At 70.0% G+C, this 25962-nt stretch carries 31 protein-coding genes and 1 tRNA gene; 5 read left to right on the forward strand and 27 right to left on the reverse strand.

The genetic code is table 11. From position 1 onward, the window contains the following. Positions 1–7: 7 nt before the first annotated feature. The 9 genes from R3A49_02910 to R3A49_02950 all read right to left on the reverse strand — a co-directional run bounded on the left by R3A49_02910 (position 8) and on the right by R3A49_02950 (position 7241). Positions 8–583 carry a phosphoribosyltransferase family protein gene (locus R3A49_02910; GenBank protein ID MEZ5169681.1) on the reverse strand — a complete coding sequence of 192 codons (576 nt, stop codon included), beginning with the start codon at positions 581–583 and terminating at the stop codon, positions 8–10. After that, positions 580–1398, reverse strand: coding sequence for a MerR family transcriptional regulator (locus tag R3A49_02915; protein ID MEZ5169682.1), 819 nt, complete (start codon positions 1396–1398; stop codon positions 580–582). The genes R3A49_02910 and R3A49_02915 overlap by 4 nt, the downstream gene beginning before the upstream one ends. Next, a complete protein-coding gene (locus tag R3A49_02920; protein ID MEZ5169683.1) occupies positions 1395–1853 on the reverse strand; it encodes an FHA domain-containing protein in 459 nt (152 codons plus the stop codon). Before R3A49_02920 ends, R3A49_02915 begins: the two co-directional genes overlap by 4 nt. A gap of 86 nt (positions 1854–1939) precedes the next feature. Further along, positions 1940–2320, reverse strand: coding sequence for a glycine cleavage system protein GcvH (gene gcvH / locus R3A49_02925; GenBank protein MEZ5169684.1), 381 nt, complete (start codon positions 2318–2320; stop codon positions 1940–1942). A 29-nt stretch (positions 2321–2349) separates the two neighbouring features. Beyond that, a complete protein-coding gene (locus R3A49_02930) occupies positions 2350–3003 on the reverse strand; it encodes a DUF881 domain-containing protein (GenBank protein ID MEZ5169685.1) in 654 nt (217 codons plus the stop codon). A 2-nt stretch (positions 3004–3005) separates the two neighbouring features. Then, positions 3006–3332 carry a small basic family protein gene (locus tag R3A49_02935; GenBank protein MEZ5169686.1) on the reverse strand — a complete coding sequence of 109 codons (327 nt, stop codon included), beginning with the start codon at positions 3330–3332 and terminating at the stop codon, positions 3006–3008. 28 nt (positions 3333–3360) lie between these two features. Continuing rightward, positions 3361–4074, reverse strand: coding sequence for a DUF881 domain-containing protein (locus tag R3A49_02940; protein ID MEZ5169687.1), 714 nt, complete (start codon positions 4072–4074; stop codon positions 3361–3363). A gap of 72 nt (positions 4075–4146) precedes the next feature. After that, the gene (locus R3A49_02945; protein ID MEZ5169688.1) at positions 4147–6636 is read right to left on the reverse strand and encodes a mannose-1-phosphate guanyltransferase; all 2490 of its coding nucleotides are present in this window, start codon (positions 6634–6636) and stop codon (positions 4147–4149) included. Then, positions 6633–7241, reverse strand: a complete 609-nt coding sequence (locus tag R3A49_02950) for a CDP-alcohol phosphatidyltransferase family protein (GenBank protein ID MEZ5169689.1) — start codon at positions 7239–7241, stop codon at positions 6633–6635. Before R3A49_02950 ends, R3A49_02945 begins: the two co-directional genes overlap by 4 nt. Before the next feature lie 68 nt (positions 7242–7309). On the opposite strand from R3A49_02950, the gene R3A49_02955 reads away from it, so the two are divergent. Together R3A49_02955 and R3A49_02960 are read left to right on the forward strand one after the other, a co-directional pair. Beyond that, positions 7310–8155, forward strand: coding sequence for a L,D-transpeptidase family protein (locus R3A49_02955; protein ID MEZ5169690.1), 846 nt, complete (start codon positions 7310–7312; stop codon positions 8153–8155). 58 nt (positions 8156–8213) lie between these two features. Continuing rightward, positions 8214–8600, forward strand: a complete 387-nt coding sequence (locus R3A49_02960) for a NifU N-terminal domain-containing protein (GenBank protein MEZ5169691.1) — start codon at positions 8214–8216, stop codon at positions 8598–8600. Positions 8601–8680: 80 nt separating this feature from the next. Here R3A49_02960 and R3A49_02965 read toward each other — a convergent pair. The 4 genes from R3A49_02965 to R3A49_02980 all read right to left on the reverse strand — a co-directional run bounded on the left by R3A49_02965 (position 8681) and on the right by R3A49_02980 (position 12009). Then, positions 8681–8755: transfer RNA gene (locus R3A49_02965), tRNA-Pro, on the reverse strand. A 56-nt stretch (positions 8756–8811) separates the two neighbouring features. Next, positions 8812–9093 carry a hypothetical protein gene (locus R3A49_02970; GenBank protein MEZ5169692.1) on the reverse strand — a complete coding sequence of 94 codons (282 nt, stop codon included), beginning with the start codon at positions 9091–9093 and terminating at the stop codon, positions 8812–8814. A gap of 23 nt (positions 9094–9116) precedes the next feature. Next, positions 9117–10520, reverse strand: coding sequence for a ribosome biogenesis GTPase Der (gene der / locus R3A49_02975; GenBank protein ID MEZ5169693.1), 1404 nt, complete (start codon positions 10518–10520; stop codon positions 9117–9119). Between the two features lie 19 nt (positions 10521–10539). After that, the gene (locus R3A49_02980) at positions 10540–12009 is read right to left on the reverse strand and encodes a DUF512 domain-containing protein (protein MEZ5169694.1); all 1470 of its coding nucleotides are present in this window, start codon (positions 12007–12009) and stop codon (positions 10540–10542) included. Positions 12010–12080: 71 nt separating this feature from the next. Between R3A49_02980 and ispH the strand changes: the two genes are divergently transcribed. Both ispH and R3A49_02990 read left to right on the forward strand, forming a co-directional pair. After that, positions 12081–13145 (forward strand): 4-hydroxy-3-methylbut-2-enyl diphosphate reductase, encoded by a 1065-nt coding sequence (ispH, locus tag R3A49_02985; GenBank protein ID MEZ5169695.1) that lies wholly within the window; start codon positions 12081–12083, stop codon positions 13143–13145. Between the two features lie 10 nt (positions 13146–13155). After that, positions 13156–13608 (forward strand): hypothetical protein, encoded by a 453-nt coding sequence (locus tag R3A49_02990; protein MEZ5169696.1) that lies wholly within the window; start codon positions 13156–13158, stop codon positions 13606–13608. 54 nt (positions 13609–13662) lie between these two features. On the opposite strand, the gene R3A49_02995 is transcribed toward R3A49_02990, so the two are convergent. From R3A49_02995 to R3A49_03030, 8 genes are read right to left on the reverse strand one after another with little or no spacing between them, the layout of a single operon-like run. Then, a complete protein-coding gene (locus tag R3A49_02995; GenBank protein MEZ5169697.1) occupies positions 13663–14316 on the reverse strand; it encodes a lysophospholipid acyltransferase family protein in 654 nt (217 codons plus the stop codon). Next, positions 14313–15017 (reverse strand): (d)CMP kinase, encoded by a 705-nt coding sequence (gene cmk / locus R3A49_03000; GenBank protein MEZ5169698.1) that lies wholly within the window; start codon positions 15015–15017, stop codon positions 14313–14315. Before cmk ends, R3A49_02995 begins: the two co-directional genes overlap by 4 nt. Continuing rightward, positions 15014–16321, reverse strand: a complete 1308-nt coding sequence (aroA, locus tag R3A49_03005; GenBank protein ID MEZ5169699.1) for a 3-phosphoshikimate 1-carboxyvinyltransferase — start codon at positions 16319–16321, stop codon at positions 15014–15016. Before aroA ends, cmk begins: the two co-directional genes overlap by 4 nt. 9 nt (positions 16322–16330) lie before the next feature. Continuing rightward, positions 16331–17416, reverse strand: coding sequence for a prephenate dehydrogenase (locus tag R3A49_03010; GenBank protein ID MEZ5169700.1), 1086 nt, complete (start codon positions 17414–17416; stop codon positions 16331–16333). A gap of 2 nt (positions 17417–17418) precedes the next feature. Next, complete coding sequence (aroH, locus tag R3A49_03015; GenBank protein MEZ5169701.1) at positions 17419–17781, reverse strand: chorismate mutase; 363 nt, start codon at positions 17779–17781, stop codon at positions 17419–17421. An 11-nt stretch (positions 17782–17792) separates the two neighbouring features. Next, positions 17793–18572, reverse strand: coding sequence for a pseudouridine synthase (locus R3A49_03020; protein ID MEZ5169702.1), 780 nt, complete (start codon positions 18570–18572; stop codon positions 17793–17795). Then, on the reverse strand, positions 18569–19255 hold the full coding sequence (scpB, locus tag R3A49_03025) for an SMC-Scp complex subunit ScpB (GenBank protein MEZ5169703.1): 687 nt from the start codon (positions 19253–19255) through the stop codon (positions 18569–18571). The genes R3A49_03020 and scpB overlap by 4 nt, the downstream gene beginning before the upstream one ends. Further along, a complete protein-coding gene (locus R3A49_03030; protein ID MEZ5169704.1) occupies positions 19252–20085 on the reverse strand; it encodes a ScpA family protein in 834 nt (277 codons plus the stop codon). Before R3A49_03030 ends, scpB begins: the two co-directional genes overlap by 4 nt. Positions 20086–20123: 38 nt before the next feature. On the opposite strand from R3A49_03030, the gene trpS reads away from it, so the two are divergent. Next, positions 20124–21116 (forward strand): tryptophan--tRNA ligase, encoded by a 993-nt coding sequence (trpS, locus tag R3A49_03035; GenBank protein ID MEZ5169705.1) that lies wholly within the window; start codon positions 20124–20126, stop codon positions 21114–21116. 19 nt (positions 21117–21135) lie between these two features. Here trpS and R3A49_03040 read toward each other — a convergent pair whose 3' ends face one another. The 6 genes from R3A49_03040 to R3A49_03065 are packed head-to-tail and all read right to left on the reverse strand — an operon-like array spanning position 21136 to position 25881. Then, positions 21136–21681 (reverse strand): hypothetical protein, encoded by a 546-nt coding sequence (locus tag R3A49_03040; GenBank protein ID MEZ5169706.1) that lies wholly within the window; start codon positions 21679–21681, stop codon positions 21136–21138. A 57-nt stretch (positions 21682–21738) separates the two neighbouring features. Further along, positions 21739–22293 (reverse strand): hypothetical protein, encoded by a 555-nt coding sequence (locus R3A49_03045; protein ID MEZ5169707.1) that lies wholly within the window; start codon positions 22291–22293, stop codon positions 21739–21741. 20 nt (positions 22294–22313) lie between these two features. Further along, on the reverse strand, positions 22314–22652 hold the full coding sequence (locus tag R3A49_03050; protein MEZ5169708.1) for a TraR/DksA family transcriptional regulator: 339 nt from the start codon (positions 22650–22652) through the stop codon (positions 22314–22316). Positions 22653–22689: 37 nt separating this feature from the next. Then, positions 22690–23694 (reverse strand): site-specific tyrosine recombinase XerD, encoded by a 1005-nt coding sequence (gene xerD / locus R3A49_03055; GenBank protein ID MEZ5169709.1) that lies wholly within the window; start codon positions 23692–23694, stop codon positions 22690–22692. Further along, positions 23675–24241 (reverse strand): NUDIX hydrolase, encoded by a 567-nt coding sequence (locus R3A49_03060; protein MEZ5169710.1) that lies wholly within the window; start codon positions 24239–24241, stop codon positions 23675–23677. Before R3A49_03060 ends, xerD begins: the two co-directional genes overlap by 20 nt. Beyond that, positions 24238–25881, reverse strand: a complete 1644-nt coding sequence (locus R3A49_03065; protein ID MEZ5169711.1) for a CTP synthase — start codon at positions 25879–25881, stop codon at positions 24238–24240. Before R3A49_03065 ends, R3A49_03060 begins: the two co-directional genes overlap by 4 nt. Between the last annotated feature and the right edge of the window lie 81 nt (positions 25882–25962).

Consider the following 25962-nt stretch of genomic DNA (forward strand, 5'->3'; position numbering starts at 1 on the left):
TCGCCGCTCAGGGCGGGTCCGCGTCGTTGCTTCCGTACCACCGGCGGACGTAGTCCTCGGTCCGCGCCGTCAGGTCGTCGCGATCCACGGTGACGACCACCGGGAGGTTCCGGAACAGGTCGGCACGGTGGAGGCCGTAGCCCAGCACGTAGACGTCGTCGATCTCCAGACCGCGGTAGCGGATGTCGTGCGGAACGATGCGCCGACCGGTCCGGTCGAGGAGCGTGCACACCTCCACCCGCCGTGCACCGAGCTCCCGCAGGTGGTTCAGGAGGTACGACAGCGTCAGACCCGTGTCGACGATGTCCTCCACGACCACGACGTCACGCCCGGTGAGATCGAGGGCGACGTCCTGGAGCAGGCGGACACGCCCGGAGTCGGGCTCGTACCGGGATATTGCCAGGAAATCGACCTCCACGGGAACGTCGCCCACAGCGCGGACCAGGTCCGCCAGGAAGATCAGAGCCCCCTTCATCACGCCCACGAAGACGACTCCATCGGGGTGATCACGCTCGATCTCCGCGCCCAGGCGCCTGACGTGTGCCGCGATGTCGTCGGCGGTGAGCAGCGTGGAGACGCTCACGCCTCCGGCAGCGTCCGAACCGCCGCCTCCCGCAGAAGGGCCAGTCTCAGGTCGCGCCCGAGCGCTGCGAGTTCCGCCATGCCCTCCTGCGCCCTGGCGCGCGCCTCGGGGTTCCTCTGGCGAAGGTACGGGAGTAGAACCTGCTCGAAGAGCGCGGCCTCACGATCGGCGAAGTGGCGGTACATCCGGAGGTGGCGGGGTTCGACGCCGTGCTCGGCGAACGCCGCTGCCGCCCGCACGATCACCAGGGACTGCTCGTCGTAGACCGGAGCGTCGTCGTCGGCCACGACCGGGCGAATGAGGCCGAACGACTCGAGCTCCTCGACCTCGGCCTCGTCGAGACCTGCGGCGGCCGCCAGGTCACCTCGCGTCATGGACGCTCCGGTCCCCGAACGGCCGAGGTCCTCGGCGGCCGTCGACGGGACGTCGATGTCGGCGAACGGGAGCTCGTCGGGTGGACGACGTCCCGAACCGGGGGTTGCTGCACCGACCCCCGGGGATCTGCCGCCGCTCGTCGGCCCGTCGTCGGTCGAGGCGTCGGGGGCGGACGGTCCGTGCTCCTCGAGACGCCCCTTGATCACTTTCAGCGGGAGATAGTTGTCGCGCTGTTGGAGAAGCACCCACCGCAGTCTCTCGATGTCGACGGTGTAGAACTTCCGGTAGCCCGACGGCGTGCGCTCCGGATCGATCAGCCCCTGGCTCTCCAGGAACCGGATCTTGGAGATCGTGACGTCGGGGAACTCCTCCCGGAGCAGTGACAGGACCTCACCGATCGACAGGTGGTCCGCCGTCGCCTCCTCCGGCACGGCGCTCACTCCTCCCCGACGTAGAAGGCGAGAGCGAAGCGACCGATCTGCACCTCGTCGCCGCTGTGGAGGGAGGCGGCGTCGACCCGTTCCCGGTTCACGTATGTGCCGTTGAGCGATCCGGCGTCGCGGACCTCATAGCCGTCGTCGGTGTGCACGAAGGTGGCGTGGCGCCGCGACACGGTGATGTCGTCGAGGAAGATGTTGGAGTCGGGATGGCGCCCGGCGGTGGTGGCATCGGTGTCGAGCAGGTACTTGCTCCCGGCGTTGGGACCCCGCCGCACGACCAGCATCCCCGTTCCGGCGCTCAACTCGTCGAGGGCCGGCCCGCCCGGCTCCCCATCGGGGTCGAGGGCCGGGAGGTTGACCGTCGTGTCGTCGACGTCCTGGGGCATTGCGGCGCCGCACGAGGAGCAGAAGTTCGACCCTGCGTCGTTCTGGTGGCCACACGCCGTGCAGATCACGGACCCAGGCTACCGAGGGCCTCCCCGGGCGGCAACGATGCTCTCGACCTGAGGTTCACCGTGAGGGTGACGCGCACCGTGGCTCCCTATGACTCCGTGTGCGCCCTGTATGCCGAGGCGTCCAGGAGCGACTCGACCTCGGCCGTGTCCGAGGGGGCCATCTCGAAGATCCAGCCCTCGCCGAAGGGATCCGTGTTGAGCAGCTCCGGTGTGTCGTCGAGCGCGGCGTTGACCGCCGTGATCTCTCCGGTCACCGGGGCGTAGATCTCCGACACGGCCTTGGTGGACTCCACCTCACACACGGACGCCCCCGCGACGGCGTCGAGACCCTCGTCGGGGAGGTCCACGAACACGACGTCGCCCAGGGAGTCCTGCGCGTAGTCGGTGATCCCGACGCGGGCGGTCCCGCCGTCGAGTCGGACCCACTCGTGCTCGGTCGTGTAGCGCACATCGTCGGGGAACTCCATGTCTGCCTCTCGTGACGGTGGTCGGGACCTCAGCGTAGCGGGGGGACCTCCACCTCCGTCTGAGCGGAAACCGCCACCGCGAGGTCGCCGCCGGCCTCGAGGAGCTCGAGCGCGCCACCCCGGATCGCGAGGCCACCCTCGAGGGTCGCCGGGTCCCCGATGGCGAGAACCTCGAACGACGCCGGCAGCGTTGTCCCGTCCATCGTGACGCTGCCTGCACGACCGGCGAAACTCGTGGCGACACCGACCCTCTGGTCGGCGACGGCGATGGCCTCGGCGCCGGCGTCGCGCAGTTCCTGGATCAGGTCCAGCATGTCACCGGGCTCGAGGACGCCCTCGGGGTCCTCGATTCGCACCACGATGCCCTGTCCCCGCGCGCCGACGGTTCCCGCGAGGATCTCGAGCTGTGAGAGCTCGGCCTCCGCGGCGGCGCGTGCCAGCGCGTCCTGCTCGGCCGACGACTCGAGGGTCTGGAGCTGGATCCGGAGATCGGTCAACTCGGTCTGCAACGCCGCGCTCTCCTCGTTGAGTCGCGCGAAGATCGTCGTGAGGTCGGTCTCGCTCTCCGCCTCCAGCTGCTCGGTGAGGTCGTCGGTCGTGCTCACCTGGCTGACGAGCACGAAACCCATGATCGCGGCGACGACCGGCAGGAGCAGGGGGCCGATCCTGTCGGACACACTCACGCTCAGCCTCCGAAGATCCGCCGTCGGATCGCGGACATGTTCTGGAAGATCCGGATCCCGAACACGACGGCAACAGCCGTGACGAAGTTGACGCCGAGTTGATCACCGATCCACACGAGACCGACGGCCAGAGCAGCGTTCGAGGCGAACGACACGACGAAGACGCGATCAGAGAACGTCTTGTCGAGCATCGAGCGGATCCCACCGAAGGCCGCATCGAGCGCCGCGACCACGATCACAGCCAGGAACCGTGACTGCTCGGGCGACACCGTCGGCTGGAAGACGAGCGCGAGGACCGCGCCGACGACGAGACCGATCAACGCCGCCACGTGACACCTCCCTGTCGGGACCGGTCGTTCACGGGCGACGCTCCCCGGAGGCGATCGGGGTCGCGTACTGCAAGCGGGTCCGGGCCTGGTAGCCGGGTACCTCGAGATCGCCGGCGACCTCCACATCGAAGGTCACCCCGTAGCGCTCCGTCCAGCGGTGCAAGTCGCGTGCGATGTGCGATCCCTCGAGGGCATCGACGTCGGCACCCGGGGCGATGATCTCGTAGGGCGGAGCGAGGGGTCGGAAGTTCACGGTGATGGTGTCACCGCCGTTCCGTATGGCGCTGGTGGCGACCAGACGCTCACCGCCGATCGACACGGCGTCGGCACCGGCGGCCCACAGGGCGTTGACGAGGCGCTGGAGATCGCGGTCGATGATCTGGAAGGGAGCGGCACGGGGATCCGTGACGAGCTCCGGTGGCGGATCGTCGAGCGTGATGCGCAGACCCGAGCCGGACCGGGACGTGAGGCCGGCGGCATCCTGGAGCTTCTCCCGACGTTCCCGCGCCTCGTCGTCGCCTGCTGCCGCCACCTCGTCCTGAGCCGACGTGACCTCGTTGCGGAGGCTCGCCACCCGGGCATCGAGATCGTCGATCTCCTCCCGGCGCGTCTCGATGAGGTCGATCAGCTGCGAGCGGCGGGACTCCGCTCCCTCACGCCGGGGCGGTTCGGTGGTGAGCGCCAGGACGAGGAGGAACCCGAGCAGTGCCAGCACAGCCGCCAGCGTCGCCCGAGATCTCACGTCGGCCCCCTTCCGCGATCTGCTCGGAGCGTACCAACAGGCTCCGGAGCTGAAGGCGGGGTGACGCAGGGATCAGCGCATCGACTGCCGGATGCGCCGGGCGTACTCCTGGGCGAGCTGCTGTGCCTCCTGCTCCGATGTCGCCTCCGCCCACACGTGGGTCAGCGGCTCCTCGGGGTCGGGAAGGACGAGCGCCCACGCGTCGTCGTGGAAGACCTTCACGCCGTCGACGAGTTGGACCTCCCGGTCCTTGGTCCGCTCGATCATCGCCCGCATCACCGCACCCTTGCTCTCCCACGGCGTGGGAACCTCGTCACGTACGACGTGGACGGCGGGAAGCCCGTTGACCACATCCGAGAGCCGGCACCCCGCGGCGCGCAGGAGATCGAGCAGCTTGGCGAGCGTGGCCGTCGCGTCGGACGCCGGGAGGAACTCGGGCCAGATGAAGCCGCCGTCGGGAGCGACCGCCAGGTCGATGTTCCCGCGGTCGGCGAGCGCGGTCACCGCGGACTGCGCCAACTTGGTCCACACGACCTCGGCGCCGTTCTCCTCGGCGATCCGCCGGGCGTGGCTGCTCACCGACACCGGGAGCACGATTCGGGCATCGTTCATCGTGGAGCTCACGAGCGACACCAGTGCCAGCATCGCCTCGGTGTTCGTCAGGGACCGACCGCGGTCGTCGACCACCGTCGCTGTTTCGCCGTCAGGGTCGAGGATCAGGCCGAGATCGCTCCCCGACGTCCGGACGAGATCCTCGAGGAACGGGATGCGGGCCTCGTCGTCGACGGCGGCGAGCGCCGGCGCCGTGCTCGCGTACGGGTTGACGGCGAGCACTTCCGCGCCGATCTTCGCCAGCACGTTCGGCATCACGATCGACGACGCTCCGAAGCTGTAGTCGAGGACGACCTTGAAGCCCCGGTCGCGAAGGGCCGGGGCGTCGACGGCCTCTTCCAGCGCAGCCGTGTAGTACTCGAACGCGCGAGGCGGGAAGACGATGTCACCGATGTCGCCGGCGAACGCCCGCCGGTAGTCCTCCCGCGACAACAGACGCTCGATCTTTCGCTGCGCCGCCTCGGACATGTCGCGCCCACCGGCGTCGAAGAAGCGGATCTCCACGCTGTTCGGATCACCGGGGGCCAACCGGAGAGTGATACCCCCCTGGGCACGTTCACTGCGTACGTGGAACCTCGTGAGAGGCACGGGGGCGAGCTCGAGGTCCTCGACCCGCACGCCCGCCATGTTGAGACCCGAGATGACCGCGCGCTTGAGTGACCGCGCCGCACGGCTGGTGTCACGACTGACCGTGACAACGGAACCCTTCTTCAGCGACGTCCCGTAGGCACCGGCGAGACGGACGGCGACCTCGGGTGTGATGTCGACATTGGCCAGGCCACGTACTCCCCGAGGGCCGAACAGGGTGCGGGCCCCGTGGCTCTCCCAGACGATCGACGACGTGACGACAGCGCCCGCGTCGACGGACTTGAAGGGAAAGATCTTCACGCCCGGGTTGATCACTGCGCCGTCGCCGACGAACGTCTCGTCGCCGAGCACCACGCCCTCCTCGGCCTGGACTCCCTGGCGGATGTCGGTGGAGCGTCCGACCACGGCACCGCGTAGCCGGACCGAGGGCGCCAGGTAGCTGTGGTCGTGCACCACGCTGCGCTCCAGGAACGCGTCGTGCTTGACGACGACGTCGGTTCCGAGCACGGTGTACTCGCGCAGGTGTGCACCCGACTCGATGGTGCAGTTGTCGCCGATCACGACCGGGCCGTCGACACGTGCCCGGGGATCGATGTCGGAGCCCTCGCCCAGCCAGACGTTCTCGCTGATGCGGAAGCCGCCGATGTCGACCGCGACGGCACCGTCGAGGACGTCCGTGTGCGCCCGGAGATAGGCCTCCAGGGTCCCGACGTCCTCCCAGTAGCCGCCCATCACGTGACCGTGGATGGACAGGCCCTGCTCCAGCATCTTCGGGAACACATCGCCCGAGAAGTCGACCACCTCGCCTTCGGGGATGAAGTCGAAGATCCGCGGCTCCAGAACGTAGATACCCGTGTTGATCGTGTCGGAGAACACCTGGCCCCAGCCGGGCTTCTCGAGGAATCGCTCGATGGAGCCGTCGTCGCGGGTGATGACGATCCCGAACTCGAGGGGGTTGTCGACCCTCTTCAGGGCGATCGTGGCGTCGGCTCCGGAATCCCGATGTGCCTTCAGTGTGGCAGTGAGATCGATGTCGGTGAGGACGTCACCGGAGATGACGAGGAAGGTGTCGTCGAGCTCTGCCGAGGCGTTGCGCACGGATCCGGCGGTCCCGAGTGGTGACTCCTCGGTGGCGTAGCGCATCCGGACACCGTGCTCCGAGCCGTCACCGAAGTAGGTGCGGATCTGGTTGGCGAGGTAGGCGACCGTCACGACGACGTCGTCGAGGCCGTGTTGGGTGAGCAGGTTGACGATGTGCTCCATCATCGGCTTGTTCGCCAGGGGCATCATCGGCTTGGGTTGGGTGCTCGTGAGCGGTCGCAGGCGCGTTCCCTCACCACCCGCCATGATCACGGCCTTCATGGCCCCGACCCTACGCCGTCGCGCGCAGCGCGGCCCTCCCGGAGAGCTTCGCGGCCGATCGGGATGTAGCGGATGAGTGCCCACCAGCTGAGGAGCAGTCCCCCGATGGCGAAGCACCACGCCCCGAACTCCCAGACGCCGGGAATGAAGCCCGTGGAGTCGGCCAGGAGGAACATCGGCAGCGCGAACATGAGCGCGAAGGTCCCCGCCTTGCCCACCCACGTGACATCGATCCGCCGCGCCCCGGCGGCGGCGAGGCCGACGGTGGCGGTCGTCACGAAGACCTCGCGGATGAAGACGAGGAGCAGAATCCACCGTGGCGCCGTTCCGTCGACATAGAGGCCGATCACGGCAGAGAAGAGGAGCACCCGGTCGGCGACAGGATCGATGATCCGGCCGAGCTCCGACTCCTGGTCGAAGGTGCGGGCGATCCAGCCGTCGACCCAGTCGGTCGCACCCAGGATGCCGAGCAGGATCGCGGCGGCAACGCGTTCGTCCTCGGCGAGCAGGAGCCAGAGGAACACGGGCACGAAAGCGAGGCGCACCGCCGTGATCACGTTCGGCACGGTCAGGACGCGGCTGCTCCCCCTCGCTCGCCGGCTCATGGCTGCCGAGCGTAGCGAAGGTACCGGAGAACTCCTGATCCTCGCCCGCTTCGCGCCGCGTCGACGGCATGCGACCGGTCGGCACCGATCCCGGCGCCGACCGCATCGTCGGTAGCCTCGCCGGGATGCGCTCCAGGAGACCACGCCCCCACGCCGTCCTCGCTGTCGCGGTCGCGCTCGGAGCCCTCGGTGGTGTCGGTGCCGCGTGCTCGGGCGGTGGAACCGACGGTTCCGCGTCGTCGCCGGCCCCTGCCCCCACGCCCGAGGTCACCACCGCGCCGGTCCCGACCGAGGCACCGCACGAGTTCAGGAGCCTCGTCGCCACCGCGACAGTTCCGGAGGTCCGGGTCTTCGACGAGCCCGACGCCCCCGCACCGAGCCGCACCCTGACGAACCCGACCGAGGTGGGTGGGCCGCTCGTGTTCCTCGTCGACGAGGAGCGCGACGACGGGTGGCTCCAGGTACTGCTCCCCGTGCGCCCGAACGGGACGACGGGCTGGATCCGGGCGTCGGACGTCGAGCTGGCGGGCAACGACTTCCACATCACCGTGGAGCTCGGCGCCCACACGATCACGCTCTACGACGGCGACGAGGTGGTGCTCTCCGAGCCCGTCGGAGTCGGACGCGGCAATGCGCCGACCCCCGGGGGGCGCTTCTACATCAAGGAGCTCCTCCAGCCACCGGAGCCCGGGACGGTGTACGGGCCGTACGCCTACGGGCTGTCGGGGTTCTCGAACACGTTCGAGACCTTCAACGGCGGCGATGGAGTCATCGGCATCCACGGAAACAACGACCCGTCGTCCATCGGCACCGACGTGTCCCACGGTTGCATCCGCCTGCCCAACGACGCCATCGTCCGCATGGTCGAGGAGATCGGCGTCCCCTTGGGCACACCCGTCGAGGTCGTGGCGTAGCACCCGGCACGCCATCCCGGCTGGAGCAGGGCTCTGCCGACTGCCAACCTGTTCGGTGATGGTCTCCGTTCGCGCCACGCGCACCCCCAATCCCAACGCCATGAAGTTCACCCTCGACGTGGCACTTCCCCGTGGCCTGGAGTCGAAGCAGGGCGACGAGCCGGAGGACCCGTTCGAGGCGGCTCTCCTGGGGATCGACGGTGTCGAGAGCGTCTTCGGTGTCAACGACTTCGTGACGATCATCCGCCAGGACGACGCGGAGTGGAACGACATCGTCTGCGCCGTCGAGGACGTGGTGTGTGACCACCTCGATGAGGCGGAGGCCGGCGAAGCCGACGATTCCGTGGCGGCTGCGCAGAAGCTCCTTCGGGACGCCGCGTCGGGACCCTCCGCCACCCCGGTGGAGATCGGCCGGGAGCCGAATCGGGACGACGACCGGGCCTGACGCGGCTCTCCCCGGCTCTCGGCGGGTTGGTACGTTCCTGATGCGAGAGGCAACACGTTCGCACCATCTCGGACTCTGGGTCGGGCTGCGGGGATTTGAACCCCGGACCTTTGGTCCCCCAGACCAACGCGCTAACCAAGCTGCGCCACAGCCCGCTCCGGCGCTCGCGCGCCGGTGCGGAGTGTAGACCGACACCTGCTCCTCGCCCCGGTCAGAGCGCCCAGTTCCACAGCGCCTCGACTCCCTGCCAGAACCGGAAGCCGAGGTAGATGACAAGTGCGGCGAGGAGCGCCCACAGGTGCCAGGGAAGCGGAACCCTGTCGTCGTCACTCTCGGGCTTGTCGTCGCCCGCGCCGGATTCGCGGCTCCTGAGCGTACGACCGGCTTCCACGACGTCGGCGGTCTCGACGGGCTTCCCGCAGGTCCTGCAGGTGCCGTCGGCGTTGACGGTCGACGGCGAGAGGTACCGGTCGCACGTCAGGCACCAAGGCATGACGCGAGTCTCGCACCCCCGGGTCAGTCGCTCTTCACTCGCACCCTGATCTTGAGAGGTGTCGGGCCCATGTCGAAGGCCTCCCGGATGCGGCGCTCGAGGTAGCGCAGGTACGTCGCGGGGAGCCGCCCCGAGGCGAACAGCGTGAAGGTCGGGGGCTCGCTCGCTCCCTGTGTGGCATAGAGCACGCGGGGCCGCCGCCGACCCCGGGCCGGCGGCGGGTGCCTGCGCTGCGCGTCGGTGATCACCCGGTTCAGCTCTCCGGTGGGTACCCGGGACCGGTAGGCGTCCTCGGCCTGGCGGAGAGCCGGCAGGATGGACGACACCTTCGAGCCCGTCGTGGCCGACGTCCGCAGCACGGGCGCGTAGGCGAGGAAGCCGAGGCGGTCGGCGACGTCCACGAGCACCTGGTCCCGCTGTTCGCCGGACACGAGATCCCACTTGTTGCACACGATCACGACGGCGGTGCCGGCCGCGTCGATGCGCTCGGCGAGGCGTTGGTCCTGATGTGTCACACCCTCGGAGGCGTCGACCACGAGAAGTGCCACGTCGGCGCGGTCGACGGCCTCGAGGGTCCGCAGCACGCTGTAGTGCTCGGTCCCGTGATCGACACGGGCCTGCCGGCGCATCCCGGCGGTGTCGACGAAGCGGATGACACCTTCGGGCGTCTCCACCAGGGTGTCGACCGCGTCGCGGGTGGTTCCCGGCTCGTCGTGCACGATCGTGCGCTCCTCCCCCACCAGTCGGTTGAAGAGAGTCGATTTGCCCACGTTGGGACGGCCGACGACAGCGACGCCCAGCGGCGCCGTCGAGGCCTCCTCGGCCGTCGCCCCCGCCCGCGTCCCGGTCCCCGACGGTTCCGCGGGACCGTCGCTCTCCGGCGAAGGTCCGCCACCCTCCGCGGGCAGCGCCGCCACGACGGCGTCGAGGAGATCCCCGCTCCCGCGGCCGTGGAGGGCCGACACCGGGAACGCGTCACCGAGGCCGAGGCGGGAGAACTGCCACAGCTCCAGCTCCGCTGTGTGGCCGTCGACCTTGTTGGCCGCCAGCACCACCGGCACATCGGCGTTCCGGAGCAGGCGGGCCACCTGCTCGTCCTCCTCGGTCACGCCGACCACGCCGTCGACCACGAGCATCACGACGTCGGCGGTGGCGATCGCCTGTTCGGCTTGCTCACTGACCCTGGCCACGAGGGGTGACGGGTCCCCCGGCTGACGCGCGGCGTCGAGCCATCCTCCGGTGTCGGCGATCCGGAACGCCACACCCGCCCACTCGGCGTCGAGGATCCGACGGTCACGGGTGACACCCGGGCGCTCCTCCACGATGGCGGTGCGACGACCCACGACCCGGTTGACGAGTGTCGACTTGCCCACGTTCGGGCGGCCGACGACGGCGACGAGCGGCAGCGGTCCGGATGGCAGCGGCACGGGGTGGCTCCGGTCCCGTTCAGCGCGCGGCCGCACGGAGACCGAGAGCCCCCACGAGGCTCGCACCGTCTGTCGGCACGACCTCCACCGGCCGCGGCAGATCCGCGAGCGTCGAACCGTCGAGGAACCGGTCGTCCGACAGGACGACGTCGGGCAGTAGGACACGGTCGCTCCCGGGGACCTCGGAGAGCGCCGACGCGATGTCCCGGCCGGTGAGCAGCCCCGTCACACCGATGTTGCCCCCGAAGAAGCGGTTCGGGACCTCCCGCAGTCGCACCGGCACGTCGCTCAGCTTCCCGAGCCTCCCGATCACCGGGCCCAGGGCCATGGCGCCGTACGAGCCGGTGAGGAGCCACACCGGGCGCGTCCGGCCCGGAGTGAGGGTGACCTCGACACCCGGCGGGTCGGTCGCGGTCCGTGGCGCCCGGTACCCCTCACCGGGTGCGCCGTCGATCTCGCGCCACTGACCGGTGGGACGTGCCGTCGCCGCACAACCGGGGGCCGCCGTGCCGTCGGCCCATGCGAAGAAGCCCGCTCTCGTGCCCGTGACGTCGACCTCGTGTCCGACCAGGGCGGCCTCGACCTCCGCCTCGAAGGTCCGCACCATGCCGATACCGTTCTCGTGCTGCTCGATCCTCTCGTAGTGGTCGAGCGCCGGGAACGGCCGTCGTGCGAGCAGGTAGTACTCGTCGGACACGAAGGCCAGGCGACGACCGAGCGCTCTCTCGTAGCGCGCCTGCCAACGCTCGACGGTGTCGACCACGGCGGCCGCCTCGGCGACGGTGTGGGCGCGCATCTCCTCCTCGGTGCTGTGGTCGCTGATGCCGAGCGGGACGATGCCGAGCGTCGACAGCTCCGGATACCGGTCGATCACCCCGAGCAGGGTGTCGTCGAGTGCCGGCCCGTCGTTGACTCCCGGGCACACGACGATCTGCCCGTGGACCTCGACGCCCTCGTCGAGGAGCGCACGGAGCCAGCGCAGGCTCGTGGCACCGCGCGGGTTGCGGAGCAGCCGAGCCCGAAGAGCCGGGTCGGTGGCGTGGATGCTCACGTAGAGCGGTGTGAGCTTCTCGGTGACGACGCGCTCGAGGTCTGCCTCGGTGAAACGGGTGAGGGTCGTGAAGTTCCCGTAGAGGAAGGACAGCCGGTAGTCGTCGTCGCGCAGGTAGAGGCTCCTTCTCATCCCCCGCGGGAGCTGGTGGATGAAGCAGAACGGGCAGTGGTTGTCGCAGGTCCGGACCCGGTCGAACACCGAGCTCTCGAGCTCGAGACCGAGCGGTGCGCCGGCGGGTTTCGACACGAGGACATCGGCTGTACGGTCCCCGCGTCGGTACTCGAGGGCGACCTCCGGTTCGTCGCTGGAGATCTGGTAGGCGATGACGTCGCGCAACGGCTCACCGCAGAGGGCGAGAATCTCGTCACCCGCCCGAAGACCGGCGGCTGCCGCCGGTGAGCCGGGTGTCACCGCCACGACGCGTGCCGTGGACATGGCCGCCAGTCTACGCCCCGACCCGTGCGTACGGTCCCTCGACCGCCGGGGCTCCCCGGTAACCTCGGCCCGTGGCTCCCGACAAGGTTCTGCTCGCCGAACCGCGCGGCTTCTGCGCCGGTGTCGAGATGGCGATCAAGGCCCTGGCCTGGATGGTCCGGCTCTTCGAGCCGCCCGTCTACTGCTTCCATGAGATCGTGCACAACCAGCTCGTCGTCGACCGGTTCCGGCGCCTCGGTGTCGTCTTCGTCGACGCGATCGACGACGTACCACCGGGTGGGGTCGTGATGCTCTCGGCCCACGGATCGGCACCCGAGGTCGTCGCCGCCGCCCGTGCCGAGGACCGCTTCGTGGTCGATGCCGTGTGCCCTCTCGTCACCAAGGTCCACCACGAGGCACGGACCCGTGCCCGGAAGGGCTACACCGTCCTCTACGTCGGCCACGCCGGCCACGACGAGGCGGAGGGGACACTGGCCGAGGCACCCGGGCAGATGCGCCTGGTGGAACACGAGGAAGATCTCGACGCCGTCATCGACTCCGTCGACGACCCCGATCGCGTCGCCCTGCTGGCACAGACCACGCTCTCACTGAGCGACTGGGAGGGGATCCGGGAGCGCTCCCGCGACGCGTTCCCCGAGCTGTGGACCGCCTCGCGTGACGACCTGTGCTTCGCCACGACGAACCGGCAGGCGGCTCTGCGTGAGATCGCCGACCGCTCCGATGCTGTCATCGTGATCGGGAGCGCCAACTCCTCGAACACGCTGGCGCTCGCCAAGGTGGCGCGCGACGCCGGGTGCGAGACGGTGCTGCGCATCGACGGCGCCGACGAGCTCGACCTCGGTGCGATCGCCGACGCACGCATCGTCGGGGTCACGGCCGGCGCCAGCGCTCCCGAGGAGCTCGTCGAGGAGGTGATCGCCGTTCTCGACCCCGCCGACGGCGTCGAGGCGGTCCCCGTCACCGACGAGCACGAGTACTTCCCACCGCCGCGCGAATTGCGGGACCTGATGGGGACCCTCGACAGCCTGCTGGCCCTGCTCGTGGCCGCGGATCCTGTGACGGCGCAGCGACCCGGTCCGTTCACCGCCGACCGGGAGGCCGACGCCTCCCTGACCCTGGCCGCCCTTCCCCACTGAGGACCCCACAGTGCTCGACGTCACGTCCGCCGAAGTCCGGATCTTCCTCCACATCCTCGCCGCGACGATCTGGATCGGCGGGCAGGTGATCCTGGTCGCCATCGTCCCGCTGCTGCGCCCGGCGGGTCCCGAGGTCGTCGCCGGCGTCGCGCGCCGGTTCCGGATGGTCGCCTGGCCCGCCTACGGTGTGCTCCTGCTCACGGGCGCCTGGAACCTCATCGACGCGGATCTCGACCTCGTGTCCGACGCCTGGATCAGCACGCTCTCGGTCAAGCTGTGGCTGGTCCTCCTCTCGGGTGCCGCCATCCTGATCCATCAGGTGGTCGGTGCACGCGCCGGGCGCCTCGAGGACCCCGGGGCCGCACGGAAGATGCGGATGTGGTCGGGGATGCTCGCCGGGCTCGGGCTGCTCGCCGCGATCGCGTCCGCCTTCTTCGGCACACAACTGGCGCGGAGCTTCTGAGACGCAGCGTCTGAGACATCCCTGAGCGATGTCCGGGCCGGGGCGACCCGGGGCTCAGAGGTGGTCGCGGCTCTCGGCGAGTCGACAGGCCGTCTCGAACACCTGCTGGAGCTCGACGCGCAGCCGATCGGTGACCTCTCGGATGTCGTCGCGACGCGCCGTGCCGTCGTTGGTGGGTGAGGGGATCGGCTCACCGACGACGATGGCGACCTGGTGGAGCTTCGGGATCTTGGCACCGCTCGGCAGGATGTTCTCGGTTCCCCCGATGCCGACCGGCACGACGGGTACACCCGCCTTCACGGCCAGGTAAGCGGCACCACGCTGGAGCTCCACGATCTCGGGCCCGTACGCCCGCGTTCCCTCCGGGTAGACGACGAGCACCTCGCCACCGGCCAGCACGTCGGCTCCGGCGCGGATGGCATGGCGGTCGGCCGCCCCGCGCTCCACGGGGAACGACCCCATCAGGCCCAGGAACGTTCCCAGGACCGGTACCCGGAACAGCTCCACCTTGGCCATGAAGCGCAGCCGCCTCCTCGTGAGGGTGGAGCACACGAGGATGTCGATGATCGAGCGGTGGGAGGGCGCCAGGACGTAGGCACCCGTGGTGGGCAGCCGATCGGCGCCGCTGACCCGGACGCGGAACGCGAAGCGGCACAGCGCGTCGAGGATGGCCCGGACCACCGCGTAGAGCCTCAGTCGCCAGCTCATCCCGGGCCCTCTCCCCCTCCGGTGTCGCCGCCTCCCCGGGTCGGGCTCGTCCGTTCACGGAAGAGCCGGGCGACGGTGGACACGATCTCACCAACCGACGTGTGGGTCGAGTCGATCTCGAGCGCGTCGGCCGCCCGGGCGAGTGGTGACGTGGAACGTGTGCTGTCCAACCGGTCGCGCTCGGCCAGACGTTGGCGCTCCGCCGACACGCTCGAGGAGCGCTGAGCCGCGTGCTCGTCGGCGCTACGCCGACGAGCACGCTCCTCGTCGCTGGCCGTGAGGTAGATCTTGACCGCGGCATCGGGGAAGACGACGGTACCGATGTCGCGACCCTCCACGATCCCGGCGTGGCGCGACGCCAGCCACGCACGTTGGGCCGACACCAGGATCTCCCGGACTGCGGGGTTGGCGGCCACGGCCGACACGGCAGCGGTGACCTCCGGCGTGCGGACGTCGTCGGTCACGTCAGTGCCGTCGAGCGTGACGCGACCACCCTCCGCGGTGACGGTGGTGCCTCTCACGACGTTCGAGACCTCCGCCTCGCGCGACAGGTCGGCGCCACCCCGCAGTGCGGCGATCGTGGCTGCGCGGTACATGGCCCCGGTGTCGAGAACGTCGAGATGGAGCTCGGCTCCCAGCGCGCGGGCAACCGTGGACTTCCCCGCCCCTGACGGGCCGTCGATCGCGATCACGTTCTTCACGCGGCGACCTGCAGTCGCGCCACGTCGTCGAGGAAACCTGGATAGGACACGGCGGTCGCACCCCAGCCCGAGACGGTGGATGTACCCGGGAGGCCCAGGGATCCCGTGGCGGCGGCCAGGGCGACACGGTGGTCGCCGTGCGCGACGAAGTCACCGGGGTGGAGCTCACCCGGGCCCACGATGAGGCCGTCGGGGAGCTGCTCCACCGCGGCGCCGAGCCTCGCCAGCTCCGTCGACACGGTGGCGATGCGATCGCTCTCCTTGGCGCGCAGCTCGCCGGCGCCCCTGATCCGCGTCGTTCCCACCGCGAAGGCCGCGGCCACTGCCAGGACCGGGAGCTCGTCGATGACTCCGGGGATCTCGTCGCTGTCGATGTCGGTACCCGACAGTGATGCCGCCCGCACCACGATGTCGGCGACAGGCTCTCCCAGGCGCTCCCCGCGCTCGGTGATGTCGATGTCCGCTCCCATGCGGCGCAGGACCTCCACGAACCCGATGCGTAGCGGGTTCACATCGACATCCTCCACGACGATGGCCGACCCCGGGACGAGCGTTGCCGCGACCACGAGAAATGCCGCCGAGGACGGGTCGCCCGGCACGTCGAAGGAGAAGGGACGCGGTGCACCGCGCCGGACCCTGAGGATGTCACCGCGGCGCTCGACCGGGACGTCGAGTGCGCGCAGCATCCGCTCGGTGTGGTCGCGGCTCGGAGCGGGCTCCACGATCTCCGTCGTGCCCTCCGCCTGGAGGCCCGCGAGCACCAGGGCCGAGGTCACCTGTGCGCTGGCCACCCCGCACTCGACCCGCCGGCCCGTCAGCCGGCCACCACGGATCCGCAGCGGCGCGTGGAGCCCGTCGTCGGCCGCCTCGATGTCGGCGCCGAGGGCGCGCAGCGGTTCCACGACGCGGTCCATGGGCCGTGATCGAAGTGACCCATCCCCGGTGAGCACCGTCGTCCCGTCGAGACCCGCGGCGAGCCCGGCCACCAGGCGCATGGTCGTGCCCGAGTTCCCGCAGTCGAGGTCCGTCGCCACCGGTCGGAGGTGTTCGAGGCCCGGCCCGTCGACGGTGACTGTCCCGCGCCCGGGGTCGAGGGCGACCACAGCGCCCAGGTGCTCGATCACCGCCCGGGTCCTGGCGACGTCATCACCCGACCCGAGGCCCCGGAGCGTGCTCCGCCCCTCGGCCATCGCTGCGAGGAGGAGGCACCGATGCGACAACGACTTGTCGCCGGGTGGCCTCACCGAGCCGTGCAGAGGCACACCTCCGGTGATCGTCACGGTGTCGGGGAACGCCGCGCCCACGACCCACCCTCACACGATCGGGGAGACGGCCGGGTGGTAGCCCGCTGAGCGAAGAGCGGATTCGAACTCGGTGGCGTCTTCGCGGGGCGTGGTGATCACGAGGACCCCGGCGGGACCCTCGGTCGAGTGAGCGATCTCGACGTCCAGGATGTTGACACCGAGGCGCCCGGCGGTGGTCGTGACCTCGGCGAGGACCCCGGGGCGATCGGGTACGGGCACCCGCATCTCCACGAGATCACCGGACTCCACGGCAGCGATCGGCAGGTTCCGGCGAGCGGTGCGGGCACGCTCGAGAACGTCGAGGAGCCCCTGGCGCTCGCCGTCGGCGACGACGTCGCGGATCCGACCGAGCGCGTCGACGTACCGGTCGAGTGCCTCGACGATGGCGTCGCGGTTGCTCACGCAGATGTCGGGCCAGATGGCCGGATCGGCGGCCGCGATACGCGTCATGTCACGGAACCCGCCGGCGGCGAGGCGGAGAAGCGCCCGATGGTCGCTTCCCCGCGCCGCGGCCAGATCCATGAGGGTCGAGGCGGCCAGCTGGGGAACGTGGCTCACCATGGCCACGAGGGCGTCGTGCTCGTCGGGACCGAGGGCGACGGCCTCGGCACCGGCAGTGTCCACGAGTGCCCGGGCGGTTCCGAAGGCGTCGGACCCGGTGTTCTGTGTGGGTGTGAGAACCCACGTACTTCCATTGAAGAGGCGTCCGTCGGCTCCGGCGACCCCTTCCTGTTCCGACCCGGCCATCGGATGCCCACCGACGAAGCGTTCCGCGGCGGCGGGTCGGGCCCGCTCGACACCGTGGACCACGGGCCCCTTGACGGACCCGACATCGGTGACCGCCGGTGCGCCGGCGTCGAGCAGCACACCCACGACCTCGACGATGGCGTTCACCGGAACGGCGACGACGGTCAGGTCGGAGCCGGCACAGGCCTCGGGCGTCGGGGCAACGGCGTCGATCGCGCCGCAGGCCATGGCCTCCTCGGCCCGGTCGTGCTCGGCGTCGAAACCCACGACGTCGACTCCCGCGGCGCGCAGCGCCAGTCCGAGCGACCCTCCGATGAGGCCGGTTCCGACCAGCCCGACGCGCTCCACGCCTACTCCGGGAGGTCGTCGCGCAGCACCCGGGCGCCGTCGAGGTAGACGTGGTGGAGCTGGTCGCGGGAGCGTTCGGAGTAGCAGTGCATCATCACGCGGATACAGCGCTCCACCGCGCCGTCGACGGCGAGCTCGCGGGCGCAGAGGAGTGGAACGTGACCGAGCCCGAGAGCCCGTGCCGCTGCTGCGGGAAACTCGGCCGTGAGGTCGTCGGTGGCGGTGAAGATGATGCTCACCAGGTCGACGTCGGTGAGATCGTTGCGCGACAGCATCTCCTCGATGAGGCGCCCTGTCTGGGCGTGAACCTCCTCCGAGGTGTTCTCGGCGCAGGTGACGGCACCGCGAAGAGCCAGGAGTCGCATGAGGGGCGAGCCTACCCGTCGGTCCCCTCGTCGCCTCCGGTCGTTTCGCTCGTCCCGACCGGCGGGAGGCCCGCGACCGCGTAGAGGGAGCGCACCTCCGCGTCGCTCAGCTCGCGCCACTCACCCGGCCCGAGCCCGGGATCGGCGAGATCGCCGATGCGCGTCCGTACGAGTCGCTTCACGGGATGGCCGACGGCATCGCACATGCGCCGGACCTGACGTTTGCGCCCCTCGTGCAGCACGATCTCCAGTGCAGCGCTGTCGGACCTCTTCTGGATGATGCGTGCACGCGCGGGGGCCGTGCGACCGTCCTCGAGATCGACGCCCCGACACAACAGCCGAAGTGCGGACGGTCGCGGCACACCGTCGACCTCGGCGAGGTAGGTCTTGGCGACGCCGTGGCCGGGGTGGGTGAGAGCCTGGGTGAGTTCACCGTCGTTCGTGAGGATCAGGAGCCCGGTCGTGTCGAGGTCGAGGCGCCCGACGGGGAACACACGAGGCTCGTCGGGAACGAGGTCGACCACCGTGGGACGTGCGTGGGTGTCGGCGGCCGTCGTGACCGTGCCGGCCGGCTTGTTGCACAGGTAGTAGACGAGACCGGGGCGGACCGGAATACGTGAGCCGTCGACCTCGACGACATCGGTGTCGACATCGACGCGACGACCGAGAGTCGCCAGATCGCCGTTGACGCGCACGCGCTCCGAGGCGATGAGCCCCTCACAGGACCGGCGTGAGCCCAGCCCCGCGCGGGCGAGCACCTTCTGGAGCTTCTCGCCCTCGGGAGCCGTCACCCCGTGCCGGGCTCGTCGGTGTCGCCCAGGAGGTCGTCGACACCCGGTGGTTCGTGCATGGCCTCGGCCACGGTGTCGGGCACGTCGTCGGGGGCGCGCAGCCCACGCTCGAGTGCCTCGACGATCCCGGCGTCGGGTACGAAGTCACCGAGTGAGGGCAGATCGTCGAGCGAGCCCAGCCCGAGCCTCTCGAGAAAGAGCAACGTCGTTCCGTAGAGGGCAGCGTTGCCGGGACCCGGGTCGCGGCCGATCTCCTCGATGTAGCCGCGGGTGAGCAGGGTCCGCACGACACCGTCGACGTTGACACCCCGCACAGCGGCGATCTGGCCACGGGAGACCGGCTGCTTGTAGGCGATGATCGACAGCGTCTCGAGAGCGGCCGGCGACAGGCGCGGGTGCTGACCCTCGAGGACGAAACGCTCGATGTAGTCGGACTGCGACGGGTGGGTCTGGAAGCGGTAGCCACCGGCCACCGTGGCGAGCACGAATCCCCTCTCCTGGTCCTCGTACTCGGCCCGGAGCTCGGCCACGCATTCCTCGATCACGTCGGTGGGCACCTCGAGGAGCTGCGCCAGCATGCCCGGCTCGACGGGATCGGTGGCGACGAGGACGACGGCCTCGATCGCCCGGCGAGTCGCCGTTCGTGTGAGGTCGATGTCGGCGGGCTCGGCAGGACCGGTCATGACCGTGCGAACTCCTCCTCGCTTCCGGGCGCCCCACCGGAGACGGCCGGGTCGTCCTCACCCCAGTCGTCGAGCGAAACGCGCGCTGTAGCGTCGATGTCGAGCTCGAGGGGGCGGACGGTCAGGTCGCCGAAGGTCGTGACCTGATCGATCTCCACGGCACCCTGCTTGCACAGCTCCAACACGGCCAGGAACCGGACCACGAACTCGAGACGGTCCGTGACCCCGACGACCAGCGCCCGGAAGGTGGTGGGGCCGGTGGCCTCCAGGATGCTCAGGACGGTCGTCACGGCATCCTTCACGCTGGCCCGGATGGGTGCGACATGGTCGGTCGCGACCGACGGGCTCTCGGGGACGGTCATCGCCCGGATGGCCGCCTCGCGCAGCTCCGTGGGCGAGATGCGCTCGAGCGGGTCGGGAGCCATCGAGGCGTAGGGCTCCTCGGGGCCGATCGTGCGGGGAGCCGACCGCGCGGCGTGCGCCGCACGATCCTCGAAGGCGGCGGCGGCATCCTTGAAGGTCTTGCACTCGAGGAGCCGGGCGAGGAGCAGATCGCGCTCCTCGAAGCGCAGCAGTTCCTCGTCGAGTTCGATCTCCTCCCCGCTCGGGAGGAGGCGTCGCGCCTTCAACTCGACGAGCGTGGCGGCGATGAGGAGGAACTCGGTGGCGACCTCCAGGTCGAGGCTCTCCATCCGTTCGAGCTCGTCGAGGTAGGCGTCGATGATGCGCGCCAAGGGCACCTCCCACAGGTCGACCTCATCGGAGAGGATCAGGTGCAGGAGGAGGTCGAAGGGGCCCTCGTAGACGGGGGTGGCGACCTCGTAGGCCATCACCGGGATCGTACCGGAGGACGCTACGCTCACCCGCCATGCCGCGGGTCTTCTCCGGAATCCAGCCCACAGGTGAGCTGCACCTCGGGAACCACCTGGGGGCCGTGCGCCAGTGGGTCCGGGACCAGGACGACCACGACGCCGTCTTCTGCGTCGTCGACCTGCACGCCATGACCGTCCCCTACGACCGCGATGCCCTGGCGGACGCCACGCGGCGCACCGCCACGCTGTTGCTGGCGGCGGGGCTCGACCCGGAGCGGTGCACACTCTTCGTCCAGAGCCATGTCGCGGCCCACACCGAGCTGACCTGGCTCCTGAGCTGCGTCGCATCCTTCGGGGAGCTCCGACGTATGACCCAGTTCAAGGACAAGTCGGGCGGACAGGAGTCGGTGAGCGTCGGGCTGTTCACGTATCCGGTCCTCATGGCCGCCGACATCCTGAGTCACGACACAGACCGCGTCCCGGTGGGCGACGACCAGCGCCAGCACCTGGAACTCGCCCGCGACATCGCACAGCGGTTCAACAACCGCTTCGGCGACACGTTCGTCGTGCCGGAGGCGACCGTTCCAGAGGTCGGCGCGCGCGTCATGGACCTCCAGGACCCAACCTCCAAGATGTCGAAGTCATCGGAGTCTCCCCAGGGCACCGTCCTCCTCCTCGACGAGCCGTCGGTGGTGGGGAGAAAGTTCCGTTCCGCTGTCACTGACTCGGGCCGCGAGGTCGTCTACGACCCCGAGAACAAGCCCGGTGTGTCGAACCTCCTCGAGATCCTGAGCGTCGTGAGTGACCGGCCGGTAGCGGAGATCGAAGAGGAGATGGCCGGCGCCGGCTACGGCGATCTGAAGGATGCCGTCGCCGACGCCGTCACCGGATACCTCGCACCGCTCCGGGAGCGCTACGCGGCACTCGAGCGGGACCCCGACGCCGTCGACGAGGCCCTCGTCCTCGGGGCCTCGAAGGCGTCGGCCGTGGCGGACGCCGTCGTGGAGCGCGCCCGCGACGCGGCCGGGCTCCTGCGCCCCGCGCGCTGACGCCGTCGCTCCGGTCGACTCAGCGTTCCCAGGGAGCCGGATCGGCGTAGTCGGTCGGACACACGGCCGTCCCCTCCACGTCGTGGCCGATCCGCTCACCGTCGAGGAGCAGCCGGCTCCGGATACCGCCGGCGGTGTGGACGACCAGGACCGTTGCCCGTGCCCCGGGGCAGATCTCGTAGTCGAGATCCGACACCCAGTCGATCTCGGGCATCAGCACCTGGAGTTGCTCGCGGCCGGTGAGATAGTTCCCCTGGGCGTCCCACACGTCGCCGAAGGCCTCCTCGGCGTTGCGCAGGGTCGGGTCGGTGTCGTCGAGACCGACCGCGGAGCGGATCGAGTCGAGGCCGTCCTCCACGCGTGCCGAGATCCCACCCTCGGTGCGGCTCGCCCACAGGAGCCACCCGGCGACCACAGCGAGCAGAGCCAGGAGGACGAGCCTCCCGCGACCGAGCCCCCGGTAGCGGGGGCGGGCGCGCGTCTCGGGGTCCTCGGAGAAGTCGTCGGTGGCAGCACCCGCTCCGGGACCGACCGCGCTCTGGCGCACGAAGTAGGGATCGTTCACCTCCCGTCTATCGGCACCACGGCCGCCGGGCCTGAAGCACTCCCTGGGCAGGCGCGCTCAGTCGTCGTCGGCGTCGAGGAGCGCCCGTCGCACACGTTCGGGCATCCCGGGCACGTCTGCGGTGGTGGACTGGTGGACGAGGGCCCACCGGGCAGCGGCCGGCGGACCGCCGGCATCGAGGATCAGGCGCGCGCCGATGGCGGGGTGGTCGACATACACGCCGAAGCGCCGCTTCGGGCCTGGTGCGCCTGCCCATGCCATCACGGCGTCGCGCCCGAGACCGAGCGCAAGAACCGTGGCGGCCACCCGGCCCGCGATCCCGAGCCCCGACTCCGTCTTGCCCACGTCGTGGAACAGGGCTGCCACGACCCACTCGCGTCTCCCGCGCTGACGTGAACCGACCAGGGCGCGGTCGACACGACGGGCGACCTCGAGGGCGTGGCGCCGGTCGTGGAGAGCCATTCCCTCGAAGAGGTGGCGCTCCGACGGGGTCAGGACCTCGTCGAGCCACCGCGACTCCGCCTCGCTCACGGGCGACGGAGCCAGCGACTCGACGAAGCGCCGGGCGAGGTGGACGAGGTGGGCGACCGTCTCCCTCCTGGACACGTCCACGGACCGCGGGAGGCGGGAGGTCAGGAGCCGGCGGACGCGCAGGTGATGCAGAGTCGGGCCGCCGGCAATGCCTCGAGACGTGCTTCGGGGATCGCCCCCCCACATCCCTCGCATCGCCCGTAACGGCCGTCCTCGAGCTTCGTGAGGGCGTCGTCGACGTCGGTGAGTTGCTCGGTGAGCGCTCCGGCGAGGGCCTCGGCCTCCCCACGCTCAGCCGTCACCTGTCCGGTGTCGGCGAAGCCCTCGTCGTAGTCGAGCTTCCCCTCCGGCCCGTAGCCGAGTTCGGCCAACTGCTCGACGAGATGACGTCGCTCCTCGGCGAGCTGCTCGCGATGGGGTGCGTGCGTCACGTCGGCCATGTCCCCATCGTACCGCCCGGGACGAGCTCTCCGGACGTCAGTTCCCCGACACGGCACGGGGGTGCGCGGCCTCGTAGACCGCCCGCAGGCGGTCGGGGGACACCTTCGTGTACACCTGCGTGGTCGAGATGCTGGCGTGGCCGAGCAACTCCTGGACCACCCTGATGTCGGCGCCGCGGTCGAGCATGTGGGTCGCACACGAGTGCCGCAGCACGTGCGGCGACAGGCGATCCGCCAGACCCGCGCGCTCTCCGGCCCGCCCCACGATCTTCCAGCAGCCCTGACGTGTGAGGCGACCACCGCGCGCGTTGAGGAAGACGGCGGGTCCGCCGACGGGATTCGTACGTCCGACCAACTCGCCACGGCCGGTGTCGAGATAGGAGCGGAGAACCGTGCGTGCGGTACGGCCGATGGGAACGACCCGCTCCTTGTTGCCCTTGCCGACCACACGGATCGTGCCATCGACGAGATCGACGTCGTCGAGATCCATCCCGACGAGCTCGCTGATCCGGATTCCCGTGGCGTAGAGCGTCTCCAGGATCGCCCGATCGCGCAACGCCCGCGGCTCGTCGCCCTCGACGGTGTCGAGAAGTGCCTCGACCTCGACCTCACTCAGCGCCTTCGGTATTCCGGGAGGTACCCGTGGAGCACCGACCTCCTCGCTCGGATCGTCGGCCAGGAGGCCCTCCGAGGCACAGAAGCCGTGGAAGGACCTGACGGCGACGAGTGCCCGGGCGATTGACGAGGCTGCGTAGACCGGCTCACCGTCGTCGTCCCTGGCGTTCCGGAGGCGCTCCACATAGGCGACCACCAGCTCCTCACCGATCGTGGACGGGTCATCGACACCGCGCTCACGTAGGTGGCGTGCGTAGCGGCGGAGATCCCGCCGGTACGCGTTGAGTGAGTTCTCCGCCAGGCCCCGCTCGACGCGCAGCCAGGTCTCGTGCTCGCGCAGGAGCAGGCTCAGGGCGTCGCTGTCGTCCGATCGCCCGGAGGCATCGCCACGCGGCGACGCATCGGCGTCAGCCGGAGATCCCGGCATGGGAACCGGCGAGGTAGGAGCGGCTGAGGAACAGGGCCACGATGCTCTTCGCATCGACGAGCTCGCGGCGCGCCACGAGCTCCTCCAGCTCGTCCAAGTGCACGTCGACGGTTGACATGGCGCGCTCCTCCGGACCGATCGGTGTCGATCCCCCGAGGTCGGAGACCGACGGTGCGACGTAGCAGTGCATGTATTCCGTGCAGAAGCCGGGTGAGTTGTAGAACTCACCCAGCTTCACGAGTCGTTCCGCCGAGAGGCCGACCTCCTCACGGAGTTCGCGCCGGGCGGTCTCGGCCGGAGGCTCGTCGGCGACATCGCGACGGCCCGCGGGGACCTCGAGGAGGTCACCGGACGTGGCGACCCGGAACTGGCGGACCATGAGCACGGTGTGGTCGGCGACGACGGGAACAACACACACCGCTCCCGGGTGACGGACGATCGTCCGTTCGTGCGCTTCGTTGTCGGGCCCGACGATGTGCTCGCTCGTGACCTCGAGGAACCCGCTGCTCAACAGGGGTGTGGAGTCCGTGACGCGAAACCCCGTCACACCGACCGGCCGATGGGAAGGCGGGGCGATCGCCCTTCCGCCCGATCGTGGGCCGCTCTCGCGAACGCGGCGAACAGGGGGTGGGGACGGTCGGGCCGGCTCTTGAACTCCGGGTGCGCCTGCGTCGCCACGTAGAACGGGTGAGTGCCGCGGGGCAGCTCCACGAACTCGACGAGCCGGTCGTCGGGGGAGGTCCCCGAGCACACGAGGCCGAACTCCTCGAGCTGGCCCCGGTAGCGGTTGTTGACCTCGTAGCGGTGCCGGTGGCGTTCGTAGACGACCTCGTCGCCGTACGCCTCGTACACGGCCGTGCCGGGCTTGAGCTTGGCCGGGTAGGCGCCGAGGCGCATCGTGCCCCCCTTCTCCACGACGTCGCGCTGGTCGTCCATGAGGTCGATCACCGGGTGGGGTGTCTGGGCGTCGAACTCCGCCGAGTTCGCTCCGGCCAGCCCGCACGCGTTGCGGGCGAACTCGACCACCGCGCACTGCATCCCGAGGCAGAGCCCGAGGTACGGGACGCCGTGCTCGCGGGCGTAGGCCGCTGCCGCGATCTTCCCCTCCACACCACGGACCCCGAACCCGCCGGGTACGACGATGCCGTCGAGGCCCGTGAGGCGGCCCTCGGCCAGGAGGCCCTCGGCGTCGTCGGCGGGGATCCAGTCGATGACGACTCTGCCGCCGCAGGCGTAGCCGCCGTGCTTGAGGGCCTCGACCACCGAGAGGTAGGCGTCGGGGAGGTTGACGTACTTGCCGACGAGGCCGACGTGGACGTCGTCCTCGGCGGCCTCGACGCGGCGCACCAGGGCCTCCCAGTCGGCGAGGTCGGGCTCGCGGCCGTCGATCTCGAACGTTCGGCACACGAGGGAGTCGAGCCCTTCGTCGTGGAGCACGAGGGGGATCTCGTAGAGGTTCGGTGCGTCGATCGCCGACACGACCCCCTCTTCGGGGACGTCGCAGAGTTGTGAGATCTTGCTCTTGAGCTGTGCGGGGATCGGGCGGTCCGATCGGCACACGATGGCGTCGGGTTGGATTCCGCGGCTGCGCAACTCCGTGACCGAGTGTTGGGTGGGCTTGGTCTTCTGCTCACCGGACGGGCCGATGAACGGAACGAGCGTGACATGGGTGTAGAAGACGTTCTCCCGCCCGACGTCCTTGCGGAACTGCCGGATCGCCTCGAGGAACGGGAGGATCTCGATGTCTCCGACGGTACCGCCGACCTCGGTGATCACGACGTCGACGTCCTCGGCGTTGGCGAGCCGCAGGATCCGGTCCTTGATCTCGTCGGTGATGTGTGGGATCACCTGGACCGTCTGGCCCAGGTAGGCGCCCCTCCGCTCCTTGGCGAGAACCGACTGGTAGATCGAGCCTGTCGTGGCGTTGGAGTCACGGTGGAGAGCGACGTCGACGAAGCGCTCGTAGTGGCCGAGGTCGAGGTCGGTCTCACCGCCGTCGTCGGTGACGAAGACCTCGCCGTGCTGGAACGGGTTCATGGTTCCGGGGTCGACGTTGATGTAGGGATCGAGCTTCTGCATCGTGACCCGCAGGCCGCGAGCCCGGAGGAGCCGACCCAGCGACGACGCGGTGAGGCCCTTGCCCAGACTCGACGCCACCCCACCCGTCACGAAGACGTGCTTGGCCACGTTTCCTCCTCCCGGCGACGATCCGCCCGGTCGTGCCGCTCGTACTCTTCGTGGCCCGCCTCTGGGGAGGCCGAACCGACG

Source organism: Acidimicrobiia bacterium, from assembly GCA_041394025.1.
Taxonomy (GTDB): Bacteria; Actinomycetota; Acidimicrobiia; order IMCC26256; family JAOSJL01; genus JAOSJL01.

What these genes read in the sequence shown, in the direction of transcription:
- gcvH (MEZ5169684.1), bottom strand. Translation starts at nt 2,320, where the DNA reads ATGGAGTTCCCCGACGATGTGCGCTACACGACCGAGCACGAGTGGGTC.
- R3A49_02945 (MEZ5169688.1), bottom strand. Translation starts at nt 6,636, where the DNA reads ATGAAGGCCGTGATCATGGCGGGTGGTGAGGGAACGCGCCTGCGACCG.
- R3A49_02950 (MEZ5169689.1), bottom strand. Translation starts at nt 7,241, where the DNA reads ATGAGCCGGCGAGCGAGGGGGAGCAGCCGCGTCCTGACCGTGCCGAAC.
- R3A49_02955 (MEZ5169690.1), top strand. Translation starts at nt 7,310, where the DNA reads ATGCGACCGGTCGGCACCGATCCCGGCGCCGACCGCATCGTCGGTAGC.
- R3A49_02960 (MEZ5169691.1), top strand. Translation starts at nt 8,214, where the DNA reads ATGGTCTCCGTTCGCGCCACGCGCACCCCCAATCCCAACGCCATGAAG.
- R3A49_02970 (MEZ5169692.1), bottom strand. Translation starts at nt 9,093, where the DNA reads ATGCCTTGGTGCCTGACGTGCGACCGGTACCTCTCGCCGTCGACCGTC.
- R3A49_02980 (MEZ5169694.1), bottom strand. Translation starts at nt 12,009, where the DNA reads ATGTCCACGGCACGCGTCGTGGCGGTGACACCCGGCTCACCGGCGGCA.
- R3A49_02995 (MEZ5169697.1), bottom strand. Translation starts at nt 14,316, where the DNA reads ATGAGCTGGCGACTGAGGCTCTACGCGGTGGTCCGGGCCATCCTCGAC.
- aroH (MEZ5169701.1), bottom strand. Translation starts at nt 17,781, where the DNA reads ATGCGACTCCTGGCTCTTCGCGGTGCCGTCACCTGCGCCGAGAACACC.
- scpB (MEZ5169703.1), bottom strand. Translation starts at nt 19,255, where the DNA reads ATGACCGGTCCTGCCGAGCCCGCCGACATCGACCTCACACGAACGGCG.
- R3A49_03030 (MEZ5169704.1), bottom strand. Translation starts at nt 20,085, where the DNA reads ATGGCCTACGAGGTCGCCACCCCCGTCTACGAGGGCCCCTTCGACCTC.
- trpS (MEZ5169705.1), top strand. Translation starts at nt 20,124, where the DNA reads ATGCCGCGGGTCTTCTCCGGAATCCAGCCCACAGGTGAGCTGCACCTC.
- R3A49_03050 (MEZ5169708.1), bottom strand. Translation starts at nt 22,652, where the DNA reads ATGGCCGACGTGACGCACGCACCCCATCGCGAGCAGCTCGCCGAGGAG.
- xerD (MEZ5169709.1), bottom strand. Translation starts at nt 23,694, where the DNA reads ATGCCGGGATCTCCGGCTGACGCCGATGCGTCGCCGCGTGGCGATGCC.